This window comes from Microbacterium rhizophilum, from assembly GCF_039605615.1.
Lineage (GTDB): Bacteria > Actinomycetota > Actinomycetes > Actinomycetales > Microbacteriaceae > Microbacterium > Microbacterium rhizophilus.
Map to the genome: position 1 here is coordinate 59,609 of NZ_JBCNUN010000006.1, position 23,854 is coordinate 83,462.

Sequence of the window (23,854 nt, forward strand, 5' to 3'; positions counted from 1 at the left end):
TGATCACGCGCGCGTCGCGCGCGATCGAAAGGGAGCCCATGGCCCGGATGTCCTCGCCGCACGTCCGCCGCACGATCGCCGGGCACGGGGTGCTGCCGCGCGAGCGTCCGCTCTCGCGGGCGCTCCGGGCGCTGGGCGTCGCCGCGACCGTCGTGCTCGTCGCGACGGCCGGAGTGGTCGCCTACGGCTATCACGACCTCGCGTCCGCCTTCGCCGAGGACGCCGAGGACCTGGGGCACCCCGCGCCGCCCGACATCGCGGCGCTGGTCGACGACGAGGGCGTCGATCTGCTGCTCACGGGCATCGACGTGTGCGAGTGGGACTCGCACGAGAAGTTCGGCAAGAGGTGCCCGGACGACCGGTCCCGCTACGGCGAGGACGGCCGGGAGCTGGACGCGGGGCGCAACGACGTGAACCTGCTCGTGCACGTCTCGCCCGAACCGCGCCGGATCACCGCGATCGCGTTCCCCCGCGACCTGCGGATCCCGACGCCCGAGTGCGACGACGGAGCGGGCCATGTCACCGCCGCGTCCACGACCCGGCTGATCAACGAGCAGTATGCCGCGGGCGGCCTCGCGTGCGTCGCGAGGACGATCGACGGCATCACCGAGAGCCACGACCCGGCCCTCGGCATCGAGTACGCCGCCACGGTCACGTGGAACGGCGTGATCGAGATCACGAACGCGATCGGCGGCGTCGAGGTGTGCGTGGACGAGGGCATCGACGATGCGCAGGCGGGGATGCTCCACCTGGAGCCCGGCCCGCACACCCTCGCCGGCGAGCAGGCGCTCGCGTTCCTCCGGTCGAGGTACGGCGTCGGCGACAAGGGCGACCTGACGCGCATCAGCAACCAGCAGGTGTACATGTCCGCGCTCGCCCGGAAGCTGACCAGCGAGGGCGTGCTCACCGATCCGGCCACGCTGCTCACGCTCGCCCGCACGACGCTGCGCAACGTGGATCCGAGCACGAGCCTCGCGAACCCCGTCACGCTCGTGCAGATCGGCCTCGCGGTGAAGGACGTGCCGACCTCCGACATCACGTTCGTGCAGTACCCGGTGATCGAGGATCCGACCAACCGCAACCACGTCGTGCCGGATGACGACGCCGCGGCGGCGATGTTCCGCGCGATCGCGGACAACGCGTCGCTGACTCCCGTGCCCGCGTCGCCGACCGCGACAGACGGGCCGGAGCCGAGCGACGAGCCGGCGCCCGGCAGCGTGGTGGCGGCGCCCGGCCGGTCCGCGGACGACAAGAGCTGTGCCCAGGGGCGCGGGTTCGGCGGCTAGCCCCACACTTCCTGTTCCACATCACCCATCCGGAGGGCAGTGCGATCGATATCGCGGGCAACGACATCACGCGGCTTCTGAGCCTCGTCCTCGGCGCGTCCCTGCTCGCACCGAGCCGGGTTCGCGCGGCATCGCACTCGGCGGTCGCCGCATGAGCCGCATCGCGGTCGCCGGCGGCACCGGCACCGTGGGCAGGCACGTCATCCGGGCCGCGCAGCGCGCCGGGCACGAGACCGTGACGATCACACGCTCGACCGGCATCGACCTGATCACGGGGGTTGGCCTGGCCGCGGCGCTGGAGGGCGTGGACGTTGTGATCGACGTGTCGTCGATCGCGACGCTGTCGACCAGGGCCTCCATCTCGTTCTTCGACACCGTGACGCGGAACCTCCTGGCGGCCGAGCGCGCGGCCGGGGTCGGGCATCACGTGGCGCTCTCGATCGTGGGGGCCGCGAAGTCGACCTCGGGCTACTACGCGGGCAAGGCCGCGCAGGAGCGCCTGCTCATGGCCTCGGGTGATCGATGGTCGATCCTGCGGGCGACGCAGTTCCACGAGTTCGCGGCGCAGATGGTCGGCCGCGGCGCGATGCTCGGGATGATCGTGGTGCCGAAGATGCTCTCGCAGCCGGTCGCGGCCGCCGAGGTCGGCGCCGAGCTGGTGCGGATCGCCGAGGGCGCGCCGGTCGGGCTCGCGCAGGATCTCGGAGGGCCCGGCGTCGAGCGCATGGCCGACATGGTGCGCCGCTATCTCCGCGCCTCCGGCCGGAAGGGCCGCGTCCTGGAGGTGCGGATACCGGGATCGATGGGCCGCGTGAGCGCCGACGGCTCGCTGCTGACGGGCCCGGACGCGAGGCGCGGGACCCAGACCTTCGACGAATGGCTCGAGCACGCCGGGGCGTGAGCGATGTGTGGAGGGGCTGACGGGAATCGAACCCGCGCTGTCTGCTTGGGAAGCAGAAGTTCTGCCATTGAACTACAGCCCCGTACGCGCCGAAGCGCGCGAGGGCCAGCATAACAGCGACCTCGGCCGAACCCGTTCGCGCCGGCCCCAGGCGTGGGAGCCGGCGCGAACGGGTCGCCGGCGGCTACTTCTTGCCGCCGGTCAGCGCGCGAGTGATCCTGTTCAGGACCAGCAGCGCGCCGACGGCGATGCCCGCGGCGACCCACGGCTTGCGGCGCACGAACGACTTCGCCTCGGTGAGGGCCGCACCCGCATCCTGCTCCGAGACCCACTCCGACGCGTGCTTGAGGCCCGCGGAGGCCTTGTCCGCCAGGTCCTTGGCGACGCCGTCGTTCGGGGCGAGCGCCTCGACCTTCTCGCCGGCCTGACGGAGTCCCTCCGCCACCTTCTGCTGCGCGACATTGGGCTCCGTCAGATAGCTGCCACCCGTCTCGGGCGTGGCATCCTGCGACTCGGCCGCATCGGCCGCTGCCTCCGCCGCGGCCGGCGGCGTCGAAGTCGAGTGCGCCACCGTCGCCGGCGTCACCGCGGGGGCGTCGTCCGTGCTGGGGGTGGTGGGTGTCTGACCCGAGTTCTGCGACATGCGCGTCTCCCTTCCGTTGGGGATCACTGATCCTCCGATGTCATCACCTCCGGCCCGGATCCGCCTCCCGCTTGACGTCGCGCCCGCCGTGTGTCACGCGAGGACGGCGCCCGCGCGCCGCCCTCTAGGCTGGTCCCGTGCTGCTCTCGGATCGCGACATCAAGGACGAGCTCGACTCCGGCCGCGTGGGCCTGGACCCGTACGACCCGGCGATGGTCCAGCCGTCCAGCGTGGACGTGCGGCTCGACCGGTACTTCCGGCTGTTCGACAACCACAAGTACCCCTTCATCGACCCGTCGGAGGATCAGCCCGATCTGACGCACCTGGTCGAGGTCGCGCCGGACGAGGCGTTCATCCTGCACCCCGGCGAGTTCGTGCTGGGCTCGACGTTCGAGGCCGTCACGCTGCCGGACGACGTCGCCGCGCGACTCGAGGGCAAGTCGTCGCTCGGCCGCCTCGGGCTGCTGACCCACTCGACGGCGGGCTTCATCGACCCGGGCTTCTCGGGCCATGTGACCCTCGAGCTGTCCAACGTCGCGACGCTGCCGATCAAGCTGTGGCCGGGCATGAAGATCGGCCAGCTCTGCTTCTTCCGACTCACCTCGCCCGCCGAGAACCCCTACGGCTCGGGCGCCTACGGCAACCGGTACCAGGGCCAGCGCGGCCCGACCGCGTCGCGGTCGTTCCAGAGCTTCCACCGCACGGACGTCTCGGTGACGGACGCGGGCTCCGTCGGATCCTGATCCGCGGACGCTCGACCACGCGCGCTCACCCGGCGACCGGGACGTCAGGAGACCGGCGCATGAAGCCCCGCCCGGTCTCGGCGGAAGGCTCGGTGAACGGCGCCTGAACAATGCCGGGGCGGGCATATTCGGCCGGATGGCGGGTGTCAGGCTGGAGCGTTCGATCCCTCGAAGAGCAGTGCGATCGACGCGAGAGGGGGATCCCATGACCGTTCCCGAGACCCGCGCCTACGAGCTCGTGGTGCTGGACATGGCCGGTACGACGGTCCGCGACGACGGCGTCGTCGAGCGGGCCTTCGAGCGTGCGCACCAGCGCACGGGAGTCGCGGACAGGATGAGCTGGGACGACGCGCTGCAGTACGTCCGCGCCACCATGGGCCAGTCGAAGTTCGACGTGTTCACGCACCTGGCCGGCGGCGACACCGCGCGCGCGGCCGAGGCGACCGCCGCGTTCGAGCGCGCGTATGCCGAGCTGATCGGCGAGGACGGCGTCGAGCCCATCCCCGGCGCCCGCGAGCTGCTCGAGGACCTGCGCGAGTCCGGCATCGGGGTCGTGCTCACCACGGGCTTCGCGCCCGTCACGCGCGACGCGATCATCGACGGCCTCGGCTGGGGCGACCTGGTGGACGCCGCCCTGTCGCCCGCCGACGTGGGACGCGGGCGCCCGGCCCCCGACCTCGTGCTCGGCGCGGCGCTGCTCGGCCAGGTGTCGGGCGTCGCGGCGATCGCGGTGGCCGGCGACACCGCGAGCGACATCGGCGCGGGCTTGGCCGCGGGTGCCGGCCTGGTCGTCGGCGTGCTGAGCGGCGCCCACGACCGCGCGACCCTCGAGGCCGCCGGTGCGCACGCCGTGATCGACGACGTCACCGGCCTGCGCGCGCTGCTGGGCCTGCCGGCCGCGGCCGGCATCCCCGCCTCCGGTGGTGTCTGACATGGCGTCGCCGGCCCTCACCCCGACGACCCCGGCCACCCGCGACGTCGTCCTCGTGCCCCCGGCGATCGCCATGGTCTGGACCGGCGCGGGCCGCCCGCACGAGATCGTCGCCGTGCCCGGCGTCGTGCTGGGGGCGGGGGAGACGCTCGTCGCCATCGAGCTCGCGACGGTCTGCGGATCCGACGTCCACACCGTGGAGGGGCACCGCGCGGCGCCGGCGCCGCTCGTGCTCGGCCACGAGTACGTCGGCCGCGTGATCGAGGTCGCGGACGGCGTGCGCGCGGTCGACGGCGCGCACGTGCAGGTGGGTGACCGGGTGGTGTGGTCGATCATGGCGAGCTGCCGCGAGTGCGACCGCTGCCGTCGAGGCCTGCCGCAGAAGTGCCGCGCCGTCCTGAAGTACGGGCACGAGCGCATCCAGACCCACTGGGAGCTCACCGGCGGCTTCGCCACGCACGCGCACCTGCGCGCGGGCACCGCGATCGTGCGCGTCGGCGAGAGCCTGCGCGCCGAGGTGCTCGCGCCCGCGGCGTGCGGCGGCGCGACGGCGTGGGCCGCCCTCGCCCGGGCGGACGAGGTCGCCGATGTCGACGGCGCGACCGTGCTCATCCTGGGCGCCGGCCTCATCGGCCTCAGCGCGTGCGCCATGGCGACCGATCGCGGCGCGACCGTCGTGGTCGCGGATCCGGATCCCGCGCGCCGCGCGCTGGCCGTGCGGTTCGGAGCGGCGCAGGTCGCGGATCCGCGCGACGTGCGGGCGCTGACCGCCGCGCTCGCCGCGACCGGATCGCCCGAGTACGACATCGTTCTGGAGGCGTCCGGCTCGCCCCGCGCCGTGCAGGCCGCGCTCGAGGTCGTGGGCGTCGGGGGAGTCGTGGTGCTCGTCGGCAGCGTGTTCCCCACCGAGCCGCTCCCCGTCGACCCCGAGCGCCTCGTGCGCGGCCTGATCACGATCCGCGGCGTGCACAACTACGCCCCGCGCGACCTCGACGCCGCCGTGCGCTACCTGCGCGACCGCGGCGCGGCGCGTCCGTTCGAGGAGCTCGTCAGCGCGCGCTACCCGCTGGCCCAGATCGACCAGGCGCTCGCCGCGGCGTCCGCCGGCAGGGCCGTGCGCGTCGGGGTGGATCCGCGGGACGCGCACCGGCGCTGCTGAGCCGACTCGACCTCAGCCCCGGTCGCGTGCCTGCAGCAGATCCTCGAGCACGTCGGGGACGTTCGTGATGATGCCGTCGACGTCCCAGTCGAGCAGGCGCGTCATGGTCGGCACGTCGTTCACCGTCCAGACGTTGACGTCCAGACCGAGCTCGTGCACGGCGACGATGTAAGCCTCGCTGGTCTGGCCCGAGCCGGGGTTGATCTGGTCGGCCCACTCGGCGTAGGCGGGCAGCTCGGCGATCGCGGGCGCGCCGAGCAGGCCCACGGGCGTCTCGGGCGCGAGGCCGGCGTATGTCTTCATCGAGTCCCAGTCGAAGCTCTGCACCGACAGGCGGCCGCTCGCGAGCGCCGACGGCACATACCCCGGGAACGACGCGAACACGTCGATGACCTTCTGCTCCACGCCCGGGTACAGCTCGGGCGACTTCAGCTCCATGATGATGCCCGCGCGGCTCTTCCGGACCTGCTCGACCATCTGGGCGAGGGTCGGCACGGGCTCGCCGGCGAACTCCGGGCCGAACCACAAGCCCGCGTCGAGCCGCGCGATCTCCGCGAGGGTGAAGTCCTTCACGTTCCACGGCGCCCGGTCGGGGAAGACCTGCTCGACGTCCGTCGTGCGGGTCAGCGTGGTGTCGTGCATCAGGATCGCCTCGCCGTCCTTCGTGAGCTGGACGTCCGACTCGATCCAGGTCGCGCCCTGGTCGATGCCGACCTGGAACGCGGCGAGGGTGTTCTCGGGGGCGTACGCGGATGCGCCGCGGTGGGCGGTGGTGACGACCGAGACCTTTTCGGGCTGGGTGGCGAGCGCCGGAGTCGAGGCGCCCGCGAGGGCGAGGCCCCCGAGTGCGGCGCTGGTGGCGAGGTGGCGGATGCGCATGACTGCTCCGTTCGCTGGGGAGGTGAACTCCTCCCACGCTCCCGGCCGCGCGTGGCTCCCGGATGACCCCAGGCTGGCGTCCCGGCGACGACTCGCCCGGGCGGGTGGCGACCGGATGACATCCGGACGACCATCCGGAGAGAAGCCGTGTCAGCCCTTGACGTCCCCGTCGACGTAGGCCCAGCGTCCGCCGCGCCGTTCGAAGCGGCTGCGCTCGGACAGGGCGCCGAGGCCGAGTGCCGTCTCGTAGACGGCGACGAACTCGACCTCGTCGCCCGCGGCCTCGACGATCTCGAGCCCGGTCCACACGAGACCGTCCTCGAAGTCGACGGTCTTCGGGCGCGTGCGCGGATGCCACGTGCGCAGCAGGTACTCGGCGTCGCGCCGGGCGAACGCGCTGTACCGCGAGCGCATCAGCTCCTCGGGCGTCTCGGCCGGGCGCGCGCCGACGTGCAGCGCGCCGCAGCAGGCAGGGTAGGCGCGCCCGGAACCGCACGGGCAGGGATCGAGCAGGCTCATCTGATCAGGGTAGGCGCGGGGAAAGCGCGAAGGCCGCGCCCCTGGGGGGACGCGGCCTTCGCGGAGGGCTGGTTCAGCCGACCTTCTTCCAGGGACCGTGCTTGTCGCCCGGCGCCTGGTTGCGGGTCCACCACTTCGCCTCGTACGTGGCGCCCTTGTAGGTCACCGTGTCACCGGCGTTGAAGATGCGCGACGCGGTCCACGCGGGGACCCCGTTCGCGTCCTCGACGCCGAGCTCCTGCCAGGGGCCGTTCACGTCGCCCGGCTTCTGGCCCTTGGTCCACCACGTCGCGAGCCACGTGGCGCCCTTGTAGGTGACCTTCTCGCCGCCCGTGTACACGGTCTTGGCGTCCCAGGCCGGCAGCGCGGGCGCGTTGGAGGCGCGCTTGACCGCGACGGTCATCGTGCCCTTCTTCGCGTCCTGCTGCGTGACCGTGATGGACGTGCCCGTCCCGGCGACGCGGACCGAGTTCTGCGGGTTGGCCTCGTCGTAGTACGCGTTCGGGTCGGTGTCGTCGAACGTCGGCAGCGCCTTCTGCGCGCCCACCTTCAGCGTCGTCAGGCCGGCCTCGGTCTCGCGGTGCAGCGAGATCGGGTCGGTCTTCTGCAGTCCGAACGTGGCGTCGTACGCCTGGATCCGGTTGCGGGCGACCGTGCCGTCCGACCACTTCAGGGCCTTTGCGCGGGCGTCGACCGGAAGGGCCTCGCCGCCGCCGGGGTGCCCCGACGTGTTGTTGTCGGCGTACAGGCTGTTCACGTACCAGACCAGCAGGCCGTCCTGGTAGGGGAAGTGCTCGACCTTGTCGGGTGCCGTGAGCGACCAGCCGAAGTTGTACGGTCCGGTCTGCAGCGTGGTGTCGTAGCCGCCGTACACGCGGTTCTCCGCGATGTAGTAGTGGCCGTACGGCTGCAGGTAGCCGCCGTTCTCGAGTCGCTCGAAGCCCTCGAGGGTCCAGTCGCTCGCGCCGTCGTCGGTCACGAGCGCGTCGCCCACCGCGATGTCGTCGACCTGGAAGCCCGGACGGGTCTCGGCGACGTCGGTCCAGTAGTGGAAGCGGATCTGCGCGGTCTCGCCCGCAAACGCCGACAGGTCCGCGGTGAGCGCCGTCCAGCCGTCCGTCACGCCCGTGATGCCGAAGCCCGGGTTCTGGCCGTTGGGGTCGGTCGTGGTGGAGAGGTTCGTCGCCACGGGCGTCCAGGTCGTGCCGTCGGTGGAAGCCTCGAGATAGGCGTAGTCCCAGTCCTTCTCGATGTCGAAGCTCACCTGCGCGGTCAGCGTGCCGCCCGCGGGAACCGTGAACTCCGGGCTCGTCGCGGTCACGTCGAGGTTGTCGCCGGCGCCCGAGTAGAGGTGCTGGGTTCCCTCGGCGGCCTCGCCGACCTCGATGAACTGCTCGCCGTCCGGCAGGTCGACGATCGCGGCCTGTGCTCCCAGGGTGTTGGCGTGGAAGGCCGGGCCGAGCTTGACGGTGCCGTCCGCCTCCGGCTCCACGACCTCGAAGTCGAGCCAGCCGAGGAACAGCTTCTCGCTCGGGCCCATGTGGTTCGGTGTGGTGCCGATCGACCCCTCGCCGTGGCCGAGCCACGAGCCCGAGCTCATCAGCGTCCAGAACGCGGTGCCGTTGTCGCCGCCGGCCGTGTCGTAGTAGTCCGGCAGGCCGAGGTCGTGGCCGAACTCGTGCGCGAAGACGCCGAGGCCGCCGTTCTCCGGCTCGGTCGTGTAGTCGCGGATCCAGATGTCGGTGTCGCCGATCTTGATGCCGCCGAGCTTCGCGTACGCGGCCGGGCCGACCCGGTAGGTGCCGGCCTGGTTCGCCGCCCAGCGGTGAGACCAGATGGCGTCTGTGGGAGCCCCGGCCTCCTCGCCCTCGCCGGCGTGCACGGCCTGGAAGTGGTCGATGTAGCCGTCGGGCTCGTTGATGATGCCGTCGCCGTCGGCGTCGTAGCGGTCCCAGATGTCGTAGGACTGCAGCTCGGCGACGATCTCGGCCTGCGTCTTGCCGGCCGCGACCTGCGCGGCGTACCAGGCGTTCGCGGCGTCCTGGATGAACTTCGTCATCGTGACGTTGGACTCGCCGAGGTCCTCGCCCGTCTCCGGGTCGAACTCGTTCTTCCCGTAGGTCGCGGCCGCGCCGGGCAGCGTCACCCAGTCGCTGACCGCGCCTTCGAGATCGAACCGTCCCGAAGACATCTCGTCGTAGACGTCCTTGAACGACTCGCCCTCGCCGAAGAACATGTCCTCGAAGTGCGCCTTAGAGAAGTCCGGCAGCCAGTAGGTCGAGTTGTCCTTGCGGCCGGGCTCGGGGATGGTGTTGTGCGCCTGGTCGGCGTACTCGGCCAGGATCGTGAAGAGCTGCGCCGTCTCGGACGTGCCGTACTCGACGTACTGCCCGGGCTTGAGCTCGACGACCCGGCTCTTGTGCTTGTCCTTGCCGCGGGTCTTCACCTGGGCCTCACCGGTGGCGACGAGCTCGGCCGCCTTCTGCTTCGTCGCGGCGTGCTTGTCGGCGAGGGCGTCGGGTCGATCGTGGCGCTGCGACTCGGCGTGCGTCTCGGCCTCGGGGGCCGGCGCCGGCGCCGCGGACGCCGCGCTCGGCACGAGGAGCGCGCTCGTCAGCAGGATCGCTGCCGTGCCGAGCGCGCAGGTGGTGCGTGTCTTCACTTTTCCTCCGGGGAGTAGGACGATCGGGGTCGGATGACCGCCGATCCGGCCGTGCGAATGCCTGCGGCATCGGTGGGGATGCACAGCTGATCACAGCACTTTCGCAGGTTTGTGTTTCGGAGGTGTGAATGCTTCGTGCGCGCGAAGCAGGATGGGGAGCTGTCCCCATCCTGCTTGCCATATCGCGCGGGCGGATCTAGCAGGCGCGGTGAGCGTGCGGACCGAAGCGGTGGTGCCCCGGCTCGAACCCGTGCGGGCCGAATCCGCGGCGGCCGCGGCCGTGCTCGCCGTGCTCGCACTCGCCGTGCGCGCGGGCGTGGACGCGGTGCGCGAACCCGTGCCGGCGCCCGCGGACGCCGAACCGCAGCGCGTCGTCGTCGTCGCCGCCGAGCTCGCGCGCGATCGCCTCGAGCGTGCGGCGGGTGGTGACGAAGTCCTCGGCCGGCACGGCGCCGGCGACGCGCTCGCGCACGGCGTCGACCTCGGCGGCGAGGCGCTCCTTCGCGGCGCGGCCCTCGTCGGTCAGGGTCCAGCGGCCGTCGGACGCGGAGATCCAGCCCAGTTCGGCCAGGCGCACGAGGCGCTTGGGCCGGCGTGCGAGCCGCTCGCGCAGGCGCTCCGCGAGCGGCTCATCGACCGAGCCGTCGAGCGCGTTCAGGATCATCCAGTCGCGGCGGTCGATCGGCTCGTCGTCGAACGCGGCCGCGAACTCGCGGCTGATGAGGCCGTCGACGGCGCGCAGCCAGAAGCCGAGCGGGCGTCGGTCGTGGATGGGGGAGTCGGTGTCGTGGGTCTCCATGGGAGTCCTCCTCTGTTGTATGTCTCTTTGCATGTATATGCAGAATGACATGAAAGCGGAGTGCATGTCAAGTCACATGTATCGTGGGGGCATGGTCGAGAACGCCGATCCCGTGGCCCGGATCGCCGAGGCGCTCGGACGCCTGCGGATGGCGGGGCGCCCCGGCGGGCGCGAGGGATTCCCCGGCCGCGGCCCGTGGGATCTCGGCTCGCACGGCCGTCACGGCCACGAGCACACCTCGCACGGCCACGGCCACGGCGGCCCGCACGGCGGCCCCCTGGGTCGCGGGATGGCGCGGCTGCGCCTGCTCGAGGTGCTCGCCCGCTCCGCTGGACCGCAGCCCGTGGGCGCGCTCGCCGAGGCGCTCGGCGTGGATCAGCCCCGGGCGAGTCGGCTGGTGCAGGCCGCGGTCGAGATGGGCCTCGCCCGACGCGAGGCGGATCCGTCGGATGCGCGCCGCACGCTGGTCGCGCTCACGGAGCAGGGTCGCGCGATCGTCGACCGCAGCCGCGGCGCGCGGGCCGACGCGGTCGCCGACGCGCTCGACGGCTTCACGGCCGCCGAGCGTGCCCAGCTCGCGGATCTCCTGACGCGCCTCGCCGACGCCTGGCCCCGCTGACCGCGACCCCTTCGCCGAAAGGACGTGTTCTCAACGAGGGCACGCCGTTTCGCGGTCGAAATGGCATGTCCTCGCTCAGAGCACGTGTTCTCGGGGGGAGGGGTGGTGCCCCGGAGGATCAGAGCCGGACGTGCTTCGGCAGGCGCACGAACAGCAGCAGCACGAGGCCGACGAGCAGCACCAGCGCGATGCCGAGCACGCCCCACACGGTCGAGCCGGCGAGGGCGATGAACAGCGTCCACGCGGCGGGAGCGAGGAAGCTCGCGACCCGGCCGGTGGTGGCGTAGAGGCCGAAGATCTCGCCCTGCATGCCGTCCGGCGTGACGCGCGCCAGAAGAGCGCGACTCGCGGCCTGCGCGGGGCCCACGAACGCCGACAGCAGCAGTCCGCAGATCCAGAACACGATCGTGCCGACGTCGCGCAGCACGAACACCACGAGGGCCATCGCCACGAGACCCGTGAGCGCGAACACGATCACCGAGCGCGATCCGAAGCGGTCGTCGAAGCGCCCCGCGACGATCGTGGAGACGCCCGCGACGAGGTTCGCCGCGATGCCGAAGATCATCACCTCGTTGCTCGTGAAGTGGAACGCGACGGCGGCCAGCACGCCGCCGAACGCGAACACGCCGGCGAGGCCGTCGCGATACACGGCGGATGCGAGCAGGAACCAGAACGTCGGGCGGTGGTTGCGGAACAGCCCGATCAGGTCCTGCACGAGCACGACGTAGCTGCGGAAGAACCCGACGCGCTGCGCGGCCCGGTGCGCCGGCGCCTCCGGCACGTTCAGCACGAGCGGGATCGCGAAGATCAGTGTCCACACGGCGCAGCCGACCGCGATCACGCGATACGCCATTCCGTTGGACGTGTCCATCCCGAACCAGTCCAGCTGCGTGACGGCGACGACGACGGTGAGCGCCAGGATGCCGCCGATGTAGCCGAGGCCCCAGCCGAGGCCCGACACCTTGCCGATCGTGCGGGGCGTGGACACCTCGACGAGCATCGCGTTGTAGTTGACGCCCGCGATCTCGGAGACGACCGCCCCGAGCGCCAGCGTGATCGCGCCGAACCAGAAGAACGACGGATCGGCCTGCACGAAGAACAGCGTGAACTGGACGATCGCGAGCCCCGCGGTCGCGGCGACGAGCCAGCGCTTCTTGCGCCCGCTCGCGTCGGCGCGCTGCCCGAGCACCGGCGCGAGCAGCAGGATCAGGATGCCCGCGAGCGTCGTCGCGAGTCCGTAGCCGCTCGTGAGGTCGGCGAGCGCGCGCTCCTTGGCGGGATCGGCGTCGGGCAGGGCCGCGAGATCCGGCGCGAGGAAGCTGTCGGAGACGAGATAGAGCGACGCCCACACGAACGTGAGGATCACGGAGTTGAAGGGCTGCGTCGCCCAGTCCCACAGGGCCCACGACCACACGCGCTTGCGCGGGACGGGCTGCTCCTGCAGCTCCCCGCCGGCGGCGACCAGCGAGCGGCTGTCGGCCACGGTGCGCGGCGTGAGATGGGACGAGTCGTGCTCGGGCGTCATGCCACGAGGCTAGGGCCGCGCGGTGAACATCCGGTGCTCCGACACAGCGGCCAAACTTGAGCCGATCCGTATCAAGTTCGATTGACAGCGTGCACGGGTCTTTGTATCGTTGAGTGAGCGCGGCTCAAGTCGCGCGCCAGCTTGACTCAGCGTCCAGCAGAAGGAGCAGAACATGGCACGTGCTGTGGGTATCGACCTCGGAACGACCAACTCGGTCGTCAGCGTCCTCGAGGGCGGTGAGCCGAAGGTCATCGCCAACGCCGAGGGCTTCCGCACGACCCCGTCGGTGGTCGCGTTCACCAAGGACGGCGAGGTGCTGGTCGGCGAGACCGCCAAGCGCCAGGCTGTCACCAACGTCGACCGCACGATCGCGTCGGTCAAGCGCCACATCGGCACCGACTGGTCGTTCGACGTCGACGGCAAGAAGTACACGCCGCAGGAGATCTCGGCGCGCATCCTCATGAAGCTCAAGCGCGACGCCGAGCAGTACCTCGGCGACACCGTGACCGACGCGGTCATCACGGTCCCCGCGTACTTCAACGACGCCGAGCGCCAGGCCACGAAGGACGCGGGCGAGATCGCCGGCCTCAACGTGCTGCGCATCATCAACGAGCCCACCGCGGCGGCGCTGGCCTACGGCCTCGACCGCGGCAAGGAGGACGAGCTCATCCTGGTCTTCGACCTCGGCGGCGGCACGTTCGACGTGTCCCTGCTCGAGGTGGGCAAGGACGACGACTTCTCGACCATCCAGGTGCGCTCCACCGCCGGCGACAACCGCCTCGGCGGCGACGACTGGGACCAGCGCATCGTCGACCACCTGATCAAGCAGTTCAAGGACACGACGGGCGTCGACGTCTCGGGCGACAAGATCGCCCTGCAGCGCCTCAAGGAGGCCGCGGAGCAGGCGAAGAAGGAGCTGTCCTCGTCGACGAGCACCTCGATCAACCTGCCGTACCTGTCGCTGACCGAGTCCGGCCCGGTGTCGCTGTCGGAGACGCTCTCGCGCGCCAAGTTCGAGGAGCTCACGAAGGACCTGCTCGAGCGCACCAAGAAGCCGTTCGAGGACGTCATCCGCGAGGCCGGCATCAAGGTCGACGACATCGCGCACGTCGTGCTCGTCGGCGGCTCGACCCGCATGCCCGCCGTGTCGGAGCTCGTCAAGCGCGAGACCGGCAAGGAGCCCAACAAGGGCGTGAACCCGGACGAGGTCGTCGCCGTCGGCGCCGCCCTGCAGGCGGGCGTCCTCAAGGGCGAGCGCAAGGACGTCCTGCTGATCGACGTGACCCCCCTGAGCCTCGGCATCGAGACCAAGGGCGGCATCATGACGAAGCTCATCGAGCGCAACACGGCCATCCCGACCAAGCGCAGCGAGACCTTCACGACGGCGGACGACAACCAGCCGTCCGTGTCGATCCAGGTGTTCCAGGGCGAGCGCGAGTTCACGCGCGACAACAAGCCGCTCGGCACGTTCGACCTGACCGACATCGCGCCCGCGCCTCGCGGCGTGCCGCAGATCGAGGTCACGTTCGACATCGACGCGAACGGCATCGTGCACGTGTCCGCCAAGGACAAGGGCACCGGCAAGGAGCAGTCGATGACGATCACCGGCGGCTCGTCGCTGCCGAAGGACGACATCGAGCGCATGGTGCGCGAGGCCGAGGAGCACGCGGCCGAGGACAAGAAGCGCCGCGAGGCCGCCGAGGTCCGCAACCAGGCCGAGACCCTGTCGTACTCGATCGAGAAGCTCATCAAGGAGAACGAGGACAAGCTGCCCGCCGACGTCAAGGACTCGGTGCAGGCGGATGTCGACGAGCTCAAGAAGGCCCTCGCCGGCGACGACGACGAGGCCGTGAAGACCGCGTTCGACAAGCTGAACCAGAGCCAGACCAAGCTCGGCGAGGCGATCTACTCGCAGGCGCAGGCCGAGCAGTCCGCGCCCGCGGGCGACGCCCCGGCCGGTGACCAGGCCGTGGACGACGACGTGATCGACGCCGAGGTGGTCGAGGACGACGAGGACAAGAAGAGCTGATGAGCGACAAGGACTTCGAAGAGCCCCGCAACGACGGCGACGAGGTCCAGCCTGAGGCCGAGGGGGCGGACGCGCACGCGACCGCCCCTGAGGCGCAGGATGGGGTCCCCGCCGACGAGGACGCCGCGAACACCGCGGACGGCCCGGGCGGTGCCGAGCAGGGCGAGCCCGAGCTGACGGTCGACGACATCCTGAACATCGGTCAGAGCGACGAGGCCGAGGAGCAGGACAAGAGCGACTACGAGACGCAGCTGCTGCACGACCTCAAGCGGCTGCAGGCGGAGTACGCCAACTACCGCCGGCGCACCGAGGAGCAGCGCCACATCGAGATCGCACGCGCGAAGGGCGAGGCCGTGAAGGGCCTGATCCCCGTGCTCGACGACCTCGACCGCGCCGAGAAGCACGGTGACCTCGGCGAGGGCACGCCCTTCGCCGCGATCGCCGACAAGGTGCGCGGCGTGTCCGAGCGCATGGGCCTGGTCGCGTACGGCGCGGCCGGCGAGGCGTTCGACCCGCAGCAGCACGAGGCCATCTTCCAGCAGCCCGTGCCGGGCACGACCGAGGCCACGATCCTCGAGGTCGTCGAGCTGGGCTACCGCCTGGGCGACATCGAGCTGCGCGCCGCGAAGGTCGTCGTCGCGGTTCCGGCGGAGTAGATCCGAGATGGCCAGTCAGGACTGGTTCGAGAAGGACTTCTACGCGGTCCTGGGTGTGTCCAAGGACGTCAGCGCGTCCGATCTGAAGAAGACGTACCGCAAGCTCGCGCGGCGGTATCACCCGGACTCCAACCCGGGCGATGCCGCCGCCGAGACGAAGTTCAAGGAGATGAGCGAGGCGTACGCCGTGCTCTCCGACCCGGCGCAGCGCGAGGAGTACGACCAGATCCGCGCGATGGGCTCGGGCGCGCGCTTCACGGCGGGCGGGGCGAACGGCGGCTTCGACGACGTCTTCAGCGCGTTCACGCAGAACCGCGGATCGGCGCAGGACTTCGACGATGTCTTCGCGATGTTCAACCAGGGCGGCGGCGGACGCTTCGGCTCGGGCGGCTTCGGCCGCACGAGCGGCGGCTTCCGCGGCTTCGGCGGGCCCCAGAAGGGCGCGGACGTGCGCGCCCGGGCGACGATCGACTTCGTCACCGCGGCGAAGGGCGAGACCATCTCGCTGCAGAGCGAGGACGGCAAGCCGTTCAAGATCAAGATCCCGGCGGGCGTGGCCGATGGGCAGAAGATCCGCCTGCGCGGCAAGGGGCGCCCCTCGCCCGACGGCGGCGATCCCGGTGACATCGTCGTGGAGATCGCGGTGCGCCCGCATCCGGTCTTCACGCGCGAGGGTCTGAACCTGCGCGTGGTCGTGCCGGTGACGTTCGCCGAGGCCGCGCTCGGCGCGACCATCGAGGTCCCCACGCTGGGCGCCGATCCCGTCAAGCTGCGCGTCGCGCCCGGCACGCCGTCGGGTCGCGTCCTGCGCGTCAAGGGCCGAGGCATCGCATCGCAGAAGGGCACGGGCGACCTGCTGGCCGAGGTGCAGGTGGTCGTGCCGGCGCACCTCGACGACGAGGCCCGCGAGGCGCTCGCGCGCTTCGTCGAGGTGGGCCCGCAGGGCAACCCGCGCGCCGACCTGATGGGCAGGGCCCAGAGCTCGTAGCCTGGACGGATCCCACGAGGCGGGAGAGGAGGACCGGATGAGCGACTCGTACGAGATCGACGAGGACGCCCCCGTCTTCGCGATCGCCGTGGCCGCCGAGCTGTCGGGCATGCACCCGCAGACGCTGCGCCAGTACGACCGGATCGGCCTGGTCGTCCCCGGCCGCACACGCGGCGGCTCCCGCCGGTACTCGGCGCGGAACATCGAGCAGCTGCGCGAGGTCTCCCGCCTGTCGGGCGAGGGCATGAGCCTCGCGGGCATCGCGCGCGTGCTCGATCTGGAGGACGAGGTGCGGGCGCTGCGCCGTCATGTCCGGGAGCTGGAGGCACGGCTGCAGGCGGAGCGCGCGAGCCGCCCCGGTGCGCGGGTGTTCGCGGCGGGCGCGACCGGATCCGTCGTCACGCTCCGCGCCGGCACCCGCGTGCGCCGCAGCGCCGACCTCGTGCTGTGGACGCCGCCGCAGCGGGAGGAGGGTCGTTGAGCCCGCAGCAGTGGACACGACTCGGAGAGACTTCCTCGATCTGGCCGGGGCGGGAGTGGCCTCTGGGCGCGACGTGGACCGCAGAGAGCACGAACTTCGCCGTCTACGCGCCCAACGCGACGGGAGTGGACCTCTGCCTGTTCGACGAGGATGACCGCGAGACCCGTTATGAGCTCACCGAGCAGACGCTCGGCATCTGGCACGGTGCCCTGCCGGACATCCGCCCGGGCCAGCGCTACGGGTACCGCGTCGACGGACCCTGGGACCCGAAGAACGGCTACCGCTTCAACCCGCACAAGCTGCTGCTCGATCCGTACGGGCTCGCCACCAGCGGCACGATCATCGCGGAACAGCCCATCTACGGCGCGCGCGAAGACGATCCGGCCGTCCGCGACGAGACCGACTCGGCGGGATACAGCGCCCGAAGCGTGGTCGTGGACCCGTCCTTCGACTGGGAGGGCGACGCGCTGCTCGGCACGCGCTGGCGCGAGACGGTGATCTACGAGCTGCACGTGAAGGGCTTCACGAAGCTGCACGACCGCGTGCCCGAGCACTTGCGCGGCACGTACGCGGGGCTCGCCGAGCCCGCCGTGACCTCGTACCTGCGCGACCTGGGCGTGACGGCGGTCGAACTGCTTCCCGTGCAGCAGTTCTTCTCGGAGCCGTGGCTCAGCGACCGCGCCCTCACCAACTACTGGGGCTACAACACGATCTCGTACTTCGCGCCCGATGCCTCGTACAGCTCCTCGGGCGACCGCGGCGGCCAGGTCGCCGAGTTCAAGAACATGGTGAAGGCTCTTCACCGCGAGGGCATCGAGGTGATCCTCGACGTCGTCTACAACCACACCGCCGAGGCGGGTCCGGAGGGGCCGACGCTGTCGTTCCGCGGCTTCGACGACCGCGGCTTCTACAAGCGGGTTCAGCCGGACCCCGCACACGGCGGCTTCGACGACCGCTATTGGGATGTCACGGGCTGCGGCAACACGGTGGACGCGTGGAACCCCCTGGCCCTGCGGCTGATCCTCGACTCGCTGCGTTACTGGGTGACCGAGATGCACGTCGACGGGTTCCGGTTCGATCTCATGTCGGCCCTCACCCGCACGGGCTACGAGGTCGACTTCGCGTGCGCCCTCCTGATCGCGATCGACCAGGATCCGATCCTGCGCCACGTCAAACTCATCGCCGAGCCCTGGGACGTGTCGATGGACGGCTACCTCGTGGGGCGGATGCCGCCGCAGTGGGCGGAATGGAACGACCAGTACCGCGACACCGTCCGTGACTTCTGGCGGGGGAGCGCGCCGATCCACGCCATGGCGACCCGCCTCGCCGGGTCGAGCGACCTGTACGCCGACGACGGCCGCACGGCGTCGAACTCGATCAACTTCATCACGGCGCACGACGGCTTCACGGTGCGCGACCTCGTGTCGTACGACCGCAAGCACAACGAGGCCAACGGCGAGGACAACCGCGACGGCACCGACAACAACCGCTCGTGGAACCACGGCGTCGAGGGCGAGACGGATGATCCGGACATCCTGGCCCTGCGCCGGCGGCAGGCCGCCAATCTGATGGCGACCCTGTGCCTGTCGAACGGCGTGCCGATGCTCACCGCGGGCGACGAGCGCGGGCGCACGCAGGGGGGCAACAACAACGCCTACTGCCAGGACAACGAGATCTCGTGGATGGACTGGGGCGCCGAGAACGCGTGGCTCGACGTGTACGAGGTCACCAAGGCCGCGCTGCGCCTGCGGCGCGAGCACCCCGCGCTGCGCCAGCGTCACTGGTTCGAGGGGCGGCCCACGATTCCGGATGGGCCGAACGACCTCGCATGGCTGCACCCCACGGGTCGGCTGATGCGGGACCGGGACTGGGGCGACGGCGGCCTGCGTGCCCTCGGCATGTTCATGTCGGGCACGCCGCTGCGCGAGCCCGGTCCGAGGGGCGAGCAGCTCATCGACACCTCCTTCCTGCTCTGGCTCAACGCGGCCGACACCCCGGTCGAGGTGCATCACCCCGAGAACGCGTGGATCGACGAGGTCGAGGTCGTCCTGTCGACGGACCCGGCCATCCCGGTAGGCACGCGCATCGCCGCAGGCACCGACAGGACACACGGCGCCCGCACGATCGTCGTGGTGAAGTCGCTCTAGCCCCGCTATGCGAGGGCGGCCAGGCCGAGCTCCGCGACCGTGGCCAGGTGCGGGTGCTTCGGCACCACGCGGACCGTGTAGCCGAACGGGCCCGCGCGGTCCAGCCGCACCGTGCCGCCGAACGAGCAGCGGCCGCCGGCGAACGCGTCGACGGCGGACAGCGGCGCGACCTGCGTCGAGCTGAGCTGGTCGTCGCCTTCGGCGCGGCCGTAGATCAGCTGCACCTCGACGTCGTCGGGGGTGAGTCCGCCGAGCGCGACGTGCGCCTGCACGGACAGCTCGGCGCCCACCTCGGCCGCCTCGTCCACGCCGCGCGAGTCGACGTGCTCGACGCGCACGCCGTGCCACGCGTCGCGCACGCGGCCCTTCCACGCCGCGAGCTCGATCGCGCCCGAGAAGTCGCCGTCGAGGGTCCGCGCGGATGCCGCGGCGGGGGCGTACAGCTGCCCCACGTAGTCGCGCACCATGCGCGTCGCCAGCACCTTGGGGCCGAGCGACTCGAGCGTGTGGCGCATCATCTCCATCCACCGCACGGGCACGCCCTCGCTGTTGCGGTCGTAGAAGCGCGGCGCGATCTCGCGCTCGAGCAGGTCGTACAGCGCCGACGCCTCGAGGTCGTCGCGCTTGTTCGGGTCGTCGACGCCGTCGGCGGACGGGATCGCCCAGCCGTTCTCGCCGTCGTACCACTCGTCCCACCAGCCGTCGAGGATCGAGAGGTTGAGGCCGCCGTTCAGCGCGGCCTTCATGCCGCTCGTGCCGCACGCCTCGTAGGGACGCAGCGGGTTGTTGAGCCACACGTCGCAGCCCGGGTAGAGGTTCTGCGCCATCCCGATGTCGTAGTTCGGCAGGAACACGATGCGATGGCGCACCTCGGCGTCGTCGGCGAAGCGCACGAGCTCCTGGATGAGGCGCTTGCCGCCCTCGTCGGCCGGATGCGCTTTGCCGGCGATGACGAGCTGGATCGGGCGATCCGGATCCCGCAGGAGGCGCTTGAGTCGATCCTGGTCCCGCAGCATCAGCGTCAGCCGCTTGTACGACGGCACGCGCCGCGCGAAGCCGATCGTGAGCACGTCGGGGGAGAGGGCGTCGTCGATCCAACCGAGCTCGGCGGGGGCGGCGCCGCGCTTGGCCCACGAGGCGCGCAGCCGCGCGCGGGCGTCGTCGACCAGGCGGGAGCGCAGCTCGCGCTTCACGCCCCACACGCGCGAGAACGGCAGCGGATCGAGGGCGCGCGTGAAGGCGGCCGGGTCGCCGTCGATGTCCGCGCCGAACTCGTCGAGCATCTCGCGGAACTCCCGCGCGAGCCACGTGGGCAGGTGCACGCCGTTCGTGATGGATCCGATCGGCACCTCGGGCTCGTCGAACGCGGGCCACAGGCCGTTGAACATGTCGCGGCTGACGTGGCCGTGCAGCTGCGAGACGCCGTTGGCGCGCTGGCCGAGGCGGAAGCCCATGACCGCCATGTTGAACATGCCGGGATCGCCGCCCGCGTAGTCCTCCGTGCCGAGCGCGAGCACGCGCTCGGTCGGCACGCCCGGCAGCACGCCGCCGTCGGCCGCGAAGTACTGCTGGATGAGCGTGCGCTCGAACCGGTCGATGCCGGCGGGCACCGGGGTGTGCGTGGTGAACACGGTCGACGCGCGCGCCATCTCGAGCGCATCGTCGAAGCCGAGCGGCGCGACGCCGCCCGCGGCCGACGTCGTCAGCTCGCGGATCCGCTCGAGCCCCTGGAAGCCGGCGTGGCCCTCGTTCGTGTGGTAGACCTCCGGCACCGGCGCGCCGGTGATCCGGCTGAAGGCGCGCAGCGCGCGCACCCCGCCGACGCCGAGCAGCAGCTCCTGGCGCAGGCGGTGCTCGCTGCCGCCGCCGTAGAGGCGGTCGGTCACGTCCGTGTAGTGATCCGGATTCTGGTCGACGTCGGTGTCGAGCAGCAGCAGGGGCACGCGGCCGACGCGCGCGACCCAGATGCGGGCGCGCAGGTCGGGCCCGCCGGGCATCGCGATCGCGATCTCCGCGGCGCTGCCGTCCGCCTCGCGCAGAGCCGTGATGGGCATCTCGTCCGGGTCGAGCACGGGGTACGACTCCTGCTGCCATCCCTCCCTCGACAGCGCCTGCGCGAAGTACCCGTGGCGGTACAGCAGTCCGACGCCCGTGATCGGCACACCCAGGTCGCTGGCGGCCTTGAGGTGGTCGCCGGCCAGGATGCCGAGGCCGCCGGAGTACTGCGGCAGGGCGGCGGCGATGCCGAACTCGGGTGAGAAGTACGCGATGCCGCGCGGGCCCTCCGGCACGTCCCGCTGGAACCACAGGTCGTCGGCGAGGTAGGCCTGCAGGTCGTCGCGCACGCGCCCGAGGCGCTCGACGAACGTCGCGTCGGCGGCGAGCTCGTCGAAGCGCGACGGCGTGACCGCGCCGAGCAGCCGGACCGGATCCTGCAGCTCCCGCCAGAGGTCGGGATCGACGTGGGCGAACACGTCCTGCGTCTCGAGGTGCCAGCACCAGCGCAGGTTGCCGGCGAGCTCGCCGAGGGCGGCGAGCGGCTCGGGCAGCACGGGACGGACGGTGAATCGTCGGATCGCACGCATGTGCCCACGCTAACGCGGGGGCCGATGACGGCGACAGGTCCGCGGTGTTACCAGGGCGTGACGAGCGCGCGAGAGCGGCGCCCGCGGGAATACCCGCCCGCCCCGCGGACTTGCCGATCCGTATGGAACCCTCCCGCACCCTGTCACGCGGACCCGAGTGCGTGGACGTGGACGCGATCCTCGGGCGGATGCGCTGGAGCGTCGCGGACGTCGAGCGCGTGAAGCTCGACGCGGGCGGCGCACACGTCGTGGCGGGGCCGCATCGGTTCGTGCTCGCGGTGGACGGGCCCGTCGAGATCCGGGGAGCCGAGGAGCGGCAGCGCCTCGCCGCCGGGGAGCTCGCGATCCTGCCCGGCGACGCGGTCCGTGTGCTGCGCGCGTCCGCCGCCGTCGTGATCACCGGCGCCCTGCGATCCGAGTCGGGCGAGACGGACCTCATCACGCGACTCCTGCCCCCGCTCGTGCACGCGTGCGGACTGCTGGTGCACGAGCCCGCGATGGCGGGTGTCATCGCGGGCCTCGACGACGAGGCGCGCCGCGGGGGAACGCTCCTCGGGCCGCTCGTCAGCGTCGTGGTGGGCCCGGCGATCCGCGTCTGGGTCGCGAGCGGATGCGGCACCGTCGCGGGATGGGTGGGCGCGCTGCGCGATCCGGACGTCGCGCGCGTGGTGCGCGCGATCCACGACGATCCGGCCGCGCCGTGGACGATCGACACGCTCGCGGGTCTGGTGCACACCTCGCGGTCGCGGCTGGCCGAGCTGTTCCGCGCGCGCGTGGGATGCTCGCCCATGCGCTATCTCGCGGAGGTGCGGATGAGCCGGGCGAAGGACCTGCTGCGCGCCGGACTGCCGGTCGCGCAGGTCGCCGTCGGCGCGGGGTACGGATCCGAGGCGTCGTTCTCTCGGGCGTTCCGGCGTCACGTCGGGGAGCCGCCGCACGCATGGCGCCGGAGCGCCCAGAGCGGGGACCTCGCGATCCCCGCCTGAGCGCCCGCGGTCAGGGCCGTCGCGAGACGAGCACGAGACCGCCGGCCAGGGCGGCGATGGCCCCCGCGATCAGGGCGACGTCCACGTTCACGAAGTCGACGAGCGCGCCGCCGCCGATGGCGCCCAGCGTGATCGCGACCTGGAAGGAGGCGACGTTGAGCCCGCCCGCGGCCTCCAGGCGATCGGGCGCGATGCGCGCGAGCCACGAGCTGACGATCGTCGGGAACATCCCGAACGCCGCGCCCCAGATCGCGATCGGCGCCGCCACCGACGGCACGGACGATCCGAGCGCGACCATGGCGACGAGGCCGACCGCGATGAGCGCCGGCGACAGCAGTCCCGCGAGCCGCAGTCGGCTGTCGGCCAGCCAGCCCGCGACCGCGTTGCCCACGACGCCGGCGATGCCGAACAGGAACAGCAGCGGCGCGGCCGCGTCGCCCGTCGCGCCGGGCACGGCCTCGATCGCGGGCCGGATGTACGTGAAGGCGGTGAAGTGCCCGCCGGCGACGAGCAGCACGCCGATCAGGCTGATCGCGACGATGCGGCGGCGGAGCGTGTCGAGCACGACGCCGAATCCCTGCGCGGGCGCCGGCGGCACCTTCGGCAGCGCGAACCACTGCACCGCGAGCGCGACGACGGCGAGGCCGGCCGCGAGCAGGAACACCGCGCGCCACCCGATCAGCTCGCCGAGGAATGCGCCGACGGGGACGGCGGCGACCGTCGCGGTCGTCCCGCCGAGCGTCACTGCCGTCATGGCGCGCCCGATCATCCGCTCCGGCACGAGCACCGCGACGACCGCGAGGGCCATGGCCCAGAATCCGGAGATGGAGGCGCCGAGCGCGAGCCGCGCGACGACCAGCACGGGGAAGGACGGCGCGAGCGCGCTGAGCACGTTCGACGCGATCGCGACGACCATCAGCACGAGCAGGACACGCCGCCGGTCGGCGCGGGGCAGGAGCGGCGCGAGCGTGGGCGCCGCGAGCACGCCCACGAGCGCGGTCGCGGTCACCATCTGCCCGGCCGTGCCGGGCGTGACCCCGAGATCGGCGGACAGCGGGGACAGCAGGCTGGCGGGCAGGAACTCGGTCGTGACGAGCGCGAGGATGCCGAGCGACAGCGATGCGACACCCCACCAGGCGGCGGCACGGGAGGGCGTCGCCGGGGCGTCGGGCAGGCGGACGGGGGCGGTCTGGGTCATGGATCTCCCGGGTCGGAGGAAGGCTTCGCCTCCAGCGTCCGTCTTCGCCGGGCGGACGACTTGACCCATCGTCCGGGTGCCGTGTCCGGCCGTCCGGCGGTGCGGTTACACCCTCGTG

Annotated in this window: 20 protein-coding genes and 1 tRNA gene; 12 read left to right on the forward strand and 9 right to left on the reverse strand. The window is 71.7% G+C overall.

All coding sequences use genetic code 11. The features are described from left to right. Nucleotides 1-38 precede the first annotated feature (38 nt). On the forward strand, nucleotides 39-1,286 hold the full coding sequence (locus tag AAD528_RS11280) for an LCP family protein (RefSeq protein ID WP_345752176.1): 1,248 nt from the start codon (nucleotides 39-41) through the stop codon (nucleotides 1,284-1,286). A gap of 151 nt (nucleotides 1,287-1,437) precedes the next feature. After that, nucleotides 1,438-2,187 (forward strand): SDR family oxidoreductase, encoded by a 750-nt coding sequence (locus AAD528_RS11285; RefSeq protein WP_345752177.1) that lies wholly within the window; start codon nucleotides 1,438-1,440, stop codon nucleotides 2,185-2,187. Nucleotides 2,188-2,195: 8 nt separating this feature from the next. Here AAD528_RS11285 and AAD528_RS11290 read toward each other — a convergent pair. Together AAD528_RS11290 and AAD528_RS11295 are read right to left on the reverse strand one after the other, a co-directional pair. Beyond that, nucleotides 2,196-2,269 (reverse strand) — tRNA-Gly (locus tag AAD528_RS11290). A 102-nt stretch (nucleotides 2,270-2,371) separates the two neighbouring features. Continuing rightward, nucleotides 2,372-2,830, reverse strand: a complete 459-nt coding sequence (locus AAD528_RS11295) for a hypothetical protein (protein ID WP_345752178.1) — start codon at nucleotides 2,828-2,830, stop codon at nucleotides 2,372-2,374. Between the two features lie 137 nt (nucleotides 2,831-2,967). On the opposite strand from AAD528_RS11295, the gene dcd reads away from it, so the two are divergent. From dcd to AAD528_RS11310, 3 genes are all read left to right on the forward strand, one after another. After that, nucleotides 2,968-3,573 carry a dCTP deaminase gene (gene dcd / locus AAD528_RS11300; RefSeq protein ID WP_345752179.1) on the forward strand — a complete coding sequence of 202 codons (606 nt, stop codon included), beginning with the start codon at nucleotides 2,968-2,970 and terminating at the stop codon, nucleotides 3,571-3,573. Between the two features lie 205 nt (nucleotides 3,574-3,778). Then, on the forward strand, nucleotides 3,779-4,504 hold the full coding sequence (locus AAD528_RS11305) for an HAD family hydrolase (protein WP_345752180.1): 726 nt from the start codon (nucleotides 3,779-3,781) through the stop codon (nucleotides 4,502-4,504). Nucleotide 4,505: 1 nt separating this feature from the next. Next, nucleotides 4,506-5,663, forward strand: coding sequence for a zinc-binding dehydrogenase (locus tag AAD528_RS11310; RefSeq protein WP_345752291.1), 1,158 nt, complete (start codon nucleotides 4,506-4,508; stop codon nucleotides 5,661-5,663). Nucleotides 5,664-5,675: 12 nt separating this feature from the next. Here AAD528_RS11310 and AAD528_RS11315 read toward each other — a convergent pair whose 3' ends face one another. The 4 genes from AAD528_RS11315 to AAD528_RS11330 all read right to left on the reverse strand — a co-directional run bounded on the left by AAD528_RS11315 (nucleotide 5,676) and on the right by AAD528_RS11330 (nucleotide 10,522). Further along, nucleotides 5,676-6,542, reverse strand: a complete 867-nt coding sequence (locus AAD528_RS11315) for a glycerophosphodiester phosphodiesterase (RefSeq protein ID WP_345752181.1) — start codon at nucleotides 6,540-6,542, stop codon at nucleotides 5,676-5,678. Between the two features lie 150 nt (nucleotides 6,543-6,692). Continuing rightward, entirely contained in the window at nucleotides 6,693-7,061 is a 369-nt protein-coding gene (locus AAD528_RS11320) for a YchJ family protein (protein ID WP_345752182.1), read from the reverse strand. 73 nt (nucleotides 7,062-7,134) lie between these two features. Then, nucleotides 7,135-9,723: an immune inhibitor A domain-containing protein gene (locus AAD528_RS11325; protein WP_345752183.1), complete on the reverse strand. Its 2,589-nt coding sequence runs from the start codon at nucleotides 9,721-9,723 to the stop codon at nucleotides 7,135-7,137. Nucleotides 9,724-9,919: 196 nt separating this feature from the next. Beyond that, the gene (locus tag AAD528_RS11330) at nucleotides 9,920-10,522 is read right to left on the reverse strand and encodes a winged helix DNA-binding protein (RefSeq protein ID WP_345752184.1); all 603 of its coding nucleotides are present in this window, start codon (nucleotides 10,520-10,522) and stop codon (nucleotides 9,920-9,922) included. A gap of 91 nt (nucleotides 10,523-10,613) precedes the next feature. Here AAD528_RS11330 and AAD528_RS11335 point away from each other — a divergent pair, with 91 nt between their 5' ends. Next, nucleotides 10,614-11,141 carry a MarR family winged helix-turn-helix transcriptional regulator gene (locus tag AAD528_RS11335; RefSeq protein ID WP_345752185.1) on the forward strand — a complete coding sequence of 176 codons (528 nt, stop codon included), beginning with the start codon at nucleotides 10,614-10,616 and terminating at the stop codon, nucleotides 11,139-11,141. A gap of 118 nt (nucleotides 11,142-11,259) precedes the next feature. Here the strand turns inward: AAD528_RS11335 and AAD528_RS11340 are convergent, their stop codons facing one another. Next, complete coding sequence (locus AAD528_RS11340) at nucleotides 11,260-12,666, reverse strand: MFS transporter (RefSeq protein WP_345752186.1); 1,407 nt, start codon at nucleotides 12,664-12,666, stop codon at nucleotides 11,260-11,262. Between the two features lie 172 nt (nucleotides 12,667-12,838). On the opposite strand from AAD528_RS11340, the gene dnaK reads away from it, so the two are divergent. From dnaK to glgX, 5 genes are read left to right on the forward strand one after another with little or no spacing between them, the layout of a single operon-like run. Then, nucleotides 12,839-14,695, forward strand: coding sequence for a molecular chaperone DnaK (gene dnaK, locus AAD528_RS11345; RefSeq protein WP_345752187.1), 1,857 nt, complete (start codon nucleotides 12,839-12,841; stop codon nucleotides 14,693-14,695). Further along, nucleotides 14,695-15,351 carry a nucleotide exchange factor GrpE gene (grpE, locus tag AAD528_RS11350; protein ID WP_345752188.1) on the forward strand — a complete coding sequence of 219 codons (657 nt, stop codon included), beginning with the start codon at nucleotides 14,695-14,697 and terminating at the stop codon, nucleotides 15,349-15,351. Before dnaK ends, grpE begins: the two co-directional genes overlap by 1 nt. 7 nt (nucleotides 15,352-15,358) lie before the next feature. Beyond that, nucleotides 15,359-16,339 (forward strand): DnaJ C-terminal domain-containing protein, encoded by a 981-nt coding sequence (locus AAD528_RS11355; protein ID WP_345752189.1) that lies wholly within the window; start codon nucleotides 15,359-15,361, stop codon nucleotides 16,337-16,339. Nucleotides 16,340-16,376: 37 nt separating this feature from the next. After that, entirely contained in the window at nucleotides 16,377-16,820 is a 444-nt protein-coding gene (locus AAD528_RS11360; protein WP_345752190.1) for a heat shock protein transcriptional repressor HspR, read from the forward strand. Further along, on the forward strand, nucleotides 16,817-18,967 hold the full coding sequence (glgX, locus tag AAD528_RS11365) for a glycogen debranching protein GlgX (RefSeq protein WP_345752191.1): 2,151 nt from the start codon (nucleotides 16,817-16,819) through the stop codon (nucleotides 18,965-18,967). Before AAD528_RS11360 ends, glgX begins: the two co-directional genes overlap by 4 nt. Before the next feature lie 5 nt (nucleotides 18,968-18,972). Here glgX and glgP read toward each other — a convergent pair whose 3' ends face one another. After that, nucleotides 18,973-21,552: an alpha-glucan family phosphorylase gene (glgP, locus tag AAD528_RS11370; RefSeq protein WP_345752192.1), complete on the reverse strand. Its 2,580-nt coding sequence runs from the start codon at nucleotides 21,550-21,552 to the stop codon at nucleotides 18,973-18,975. A gap of 167 nt (nucleotides 21,553-21,719) precedes the next feature. On the opposite strand from glgP, the gene AAD528_RS11375 reads away from it, so the two are divergent. Further along, entirely contained in the window at nucleotides 21,720-22,538 is an 819-nt protein-coding gene (locus AAD528_RS11375) for an AraC family transcriptional regulator (RefSeq protein WP_345752193.1), read from the forward strand. A gap of 10 nt (nucleotides 22,539-22,548) precedes the next feature. Here AAD528_RS11375 and AAD528_RS11380 read toward each other — a convergent pair whose 3' ends face one another. Continuing rightward, nucleotides 22,549-23,736: an MFS transporter gene (locus AAD528_RS11380; protein WP_345752194.1), complete on the reverse strand. Its 1,188-nt coding sequence runs from the start codon at nucleotides 23,734-23,736 to the stop codon at nucleotides 22,549-22,551. Nucleotides 23,737-23,854: the final 118 nt, after the last annotated feature.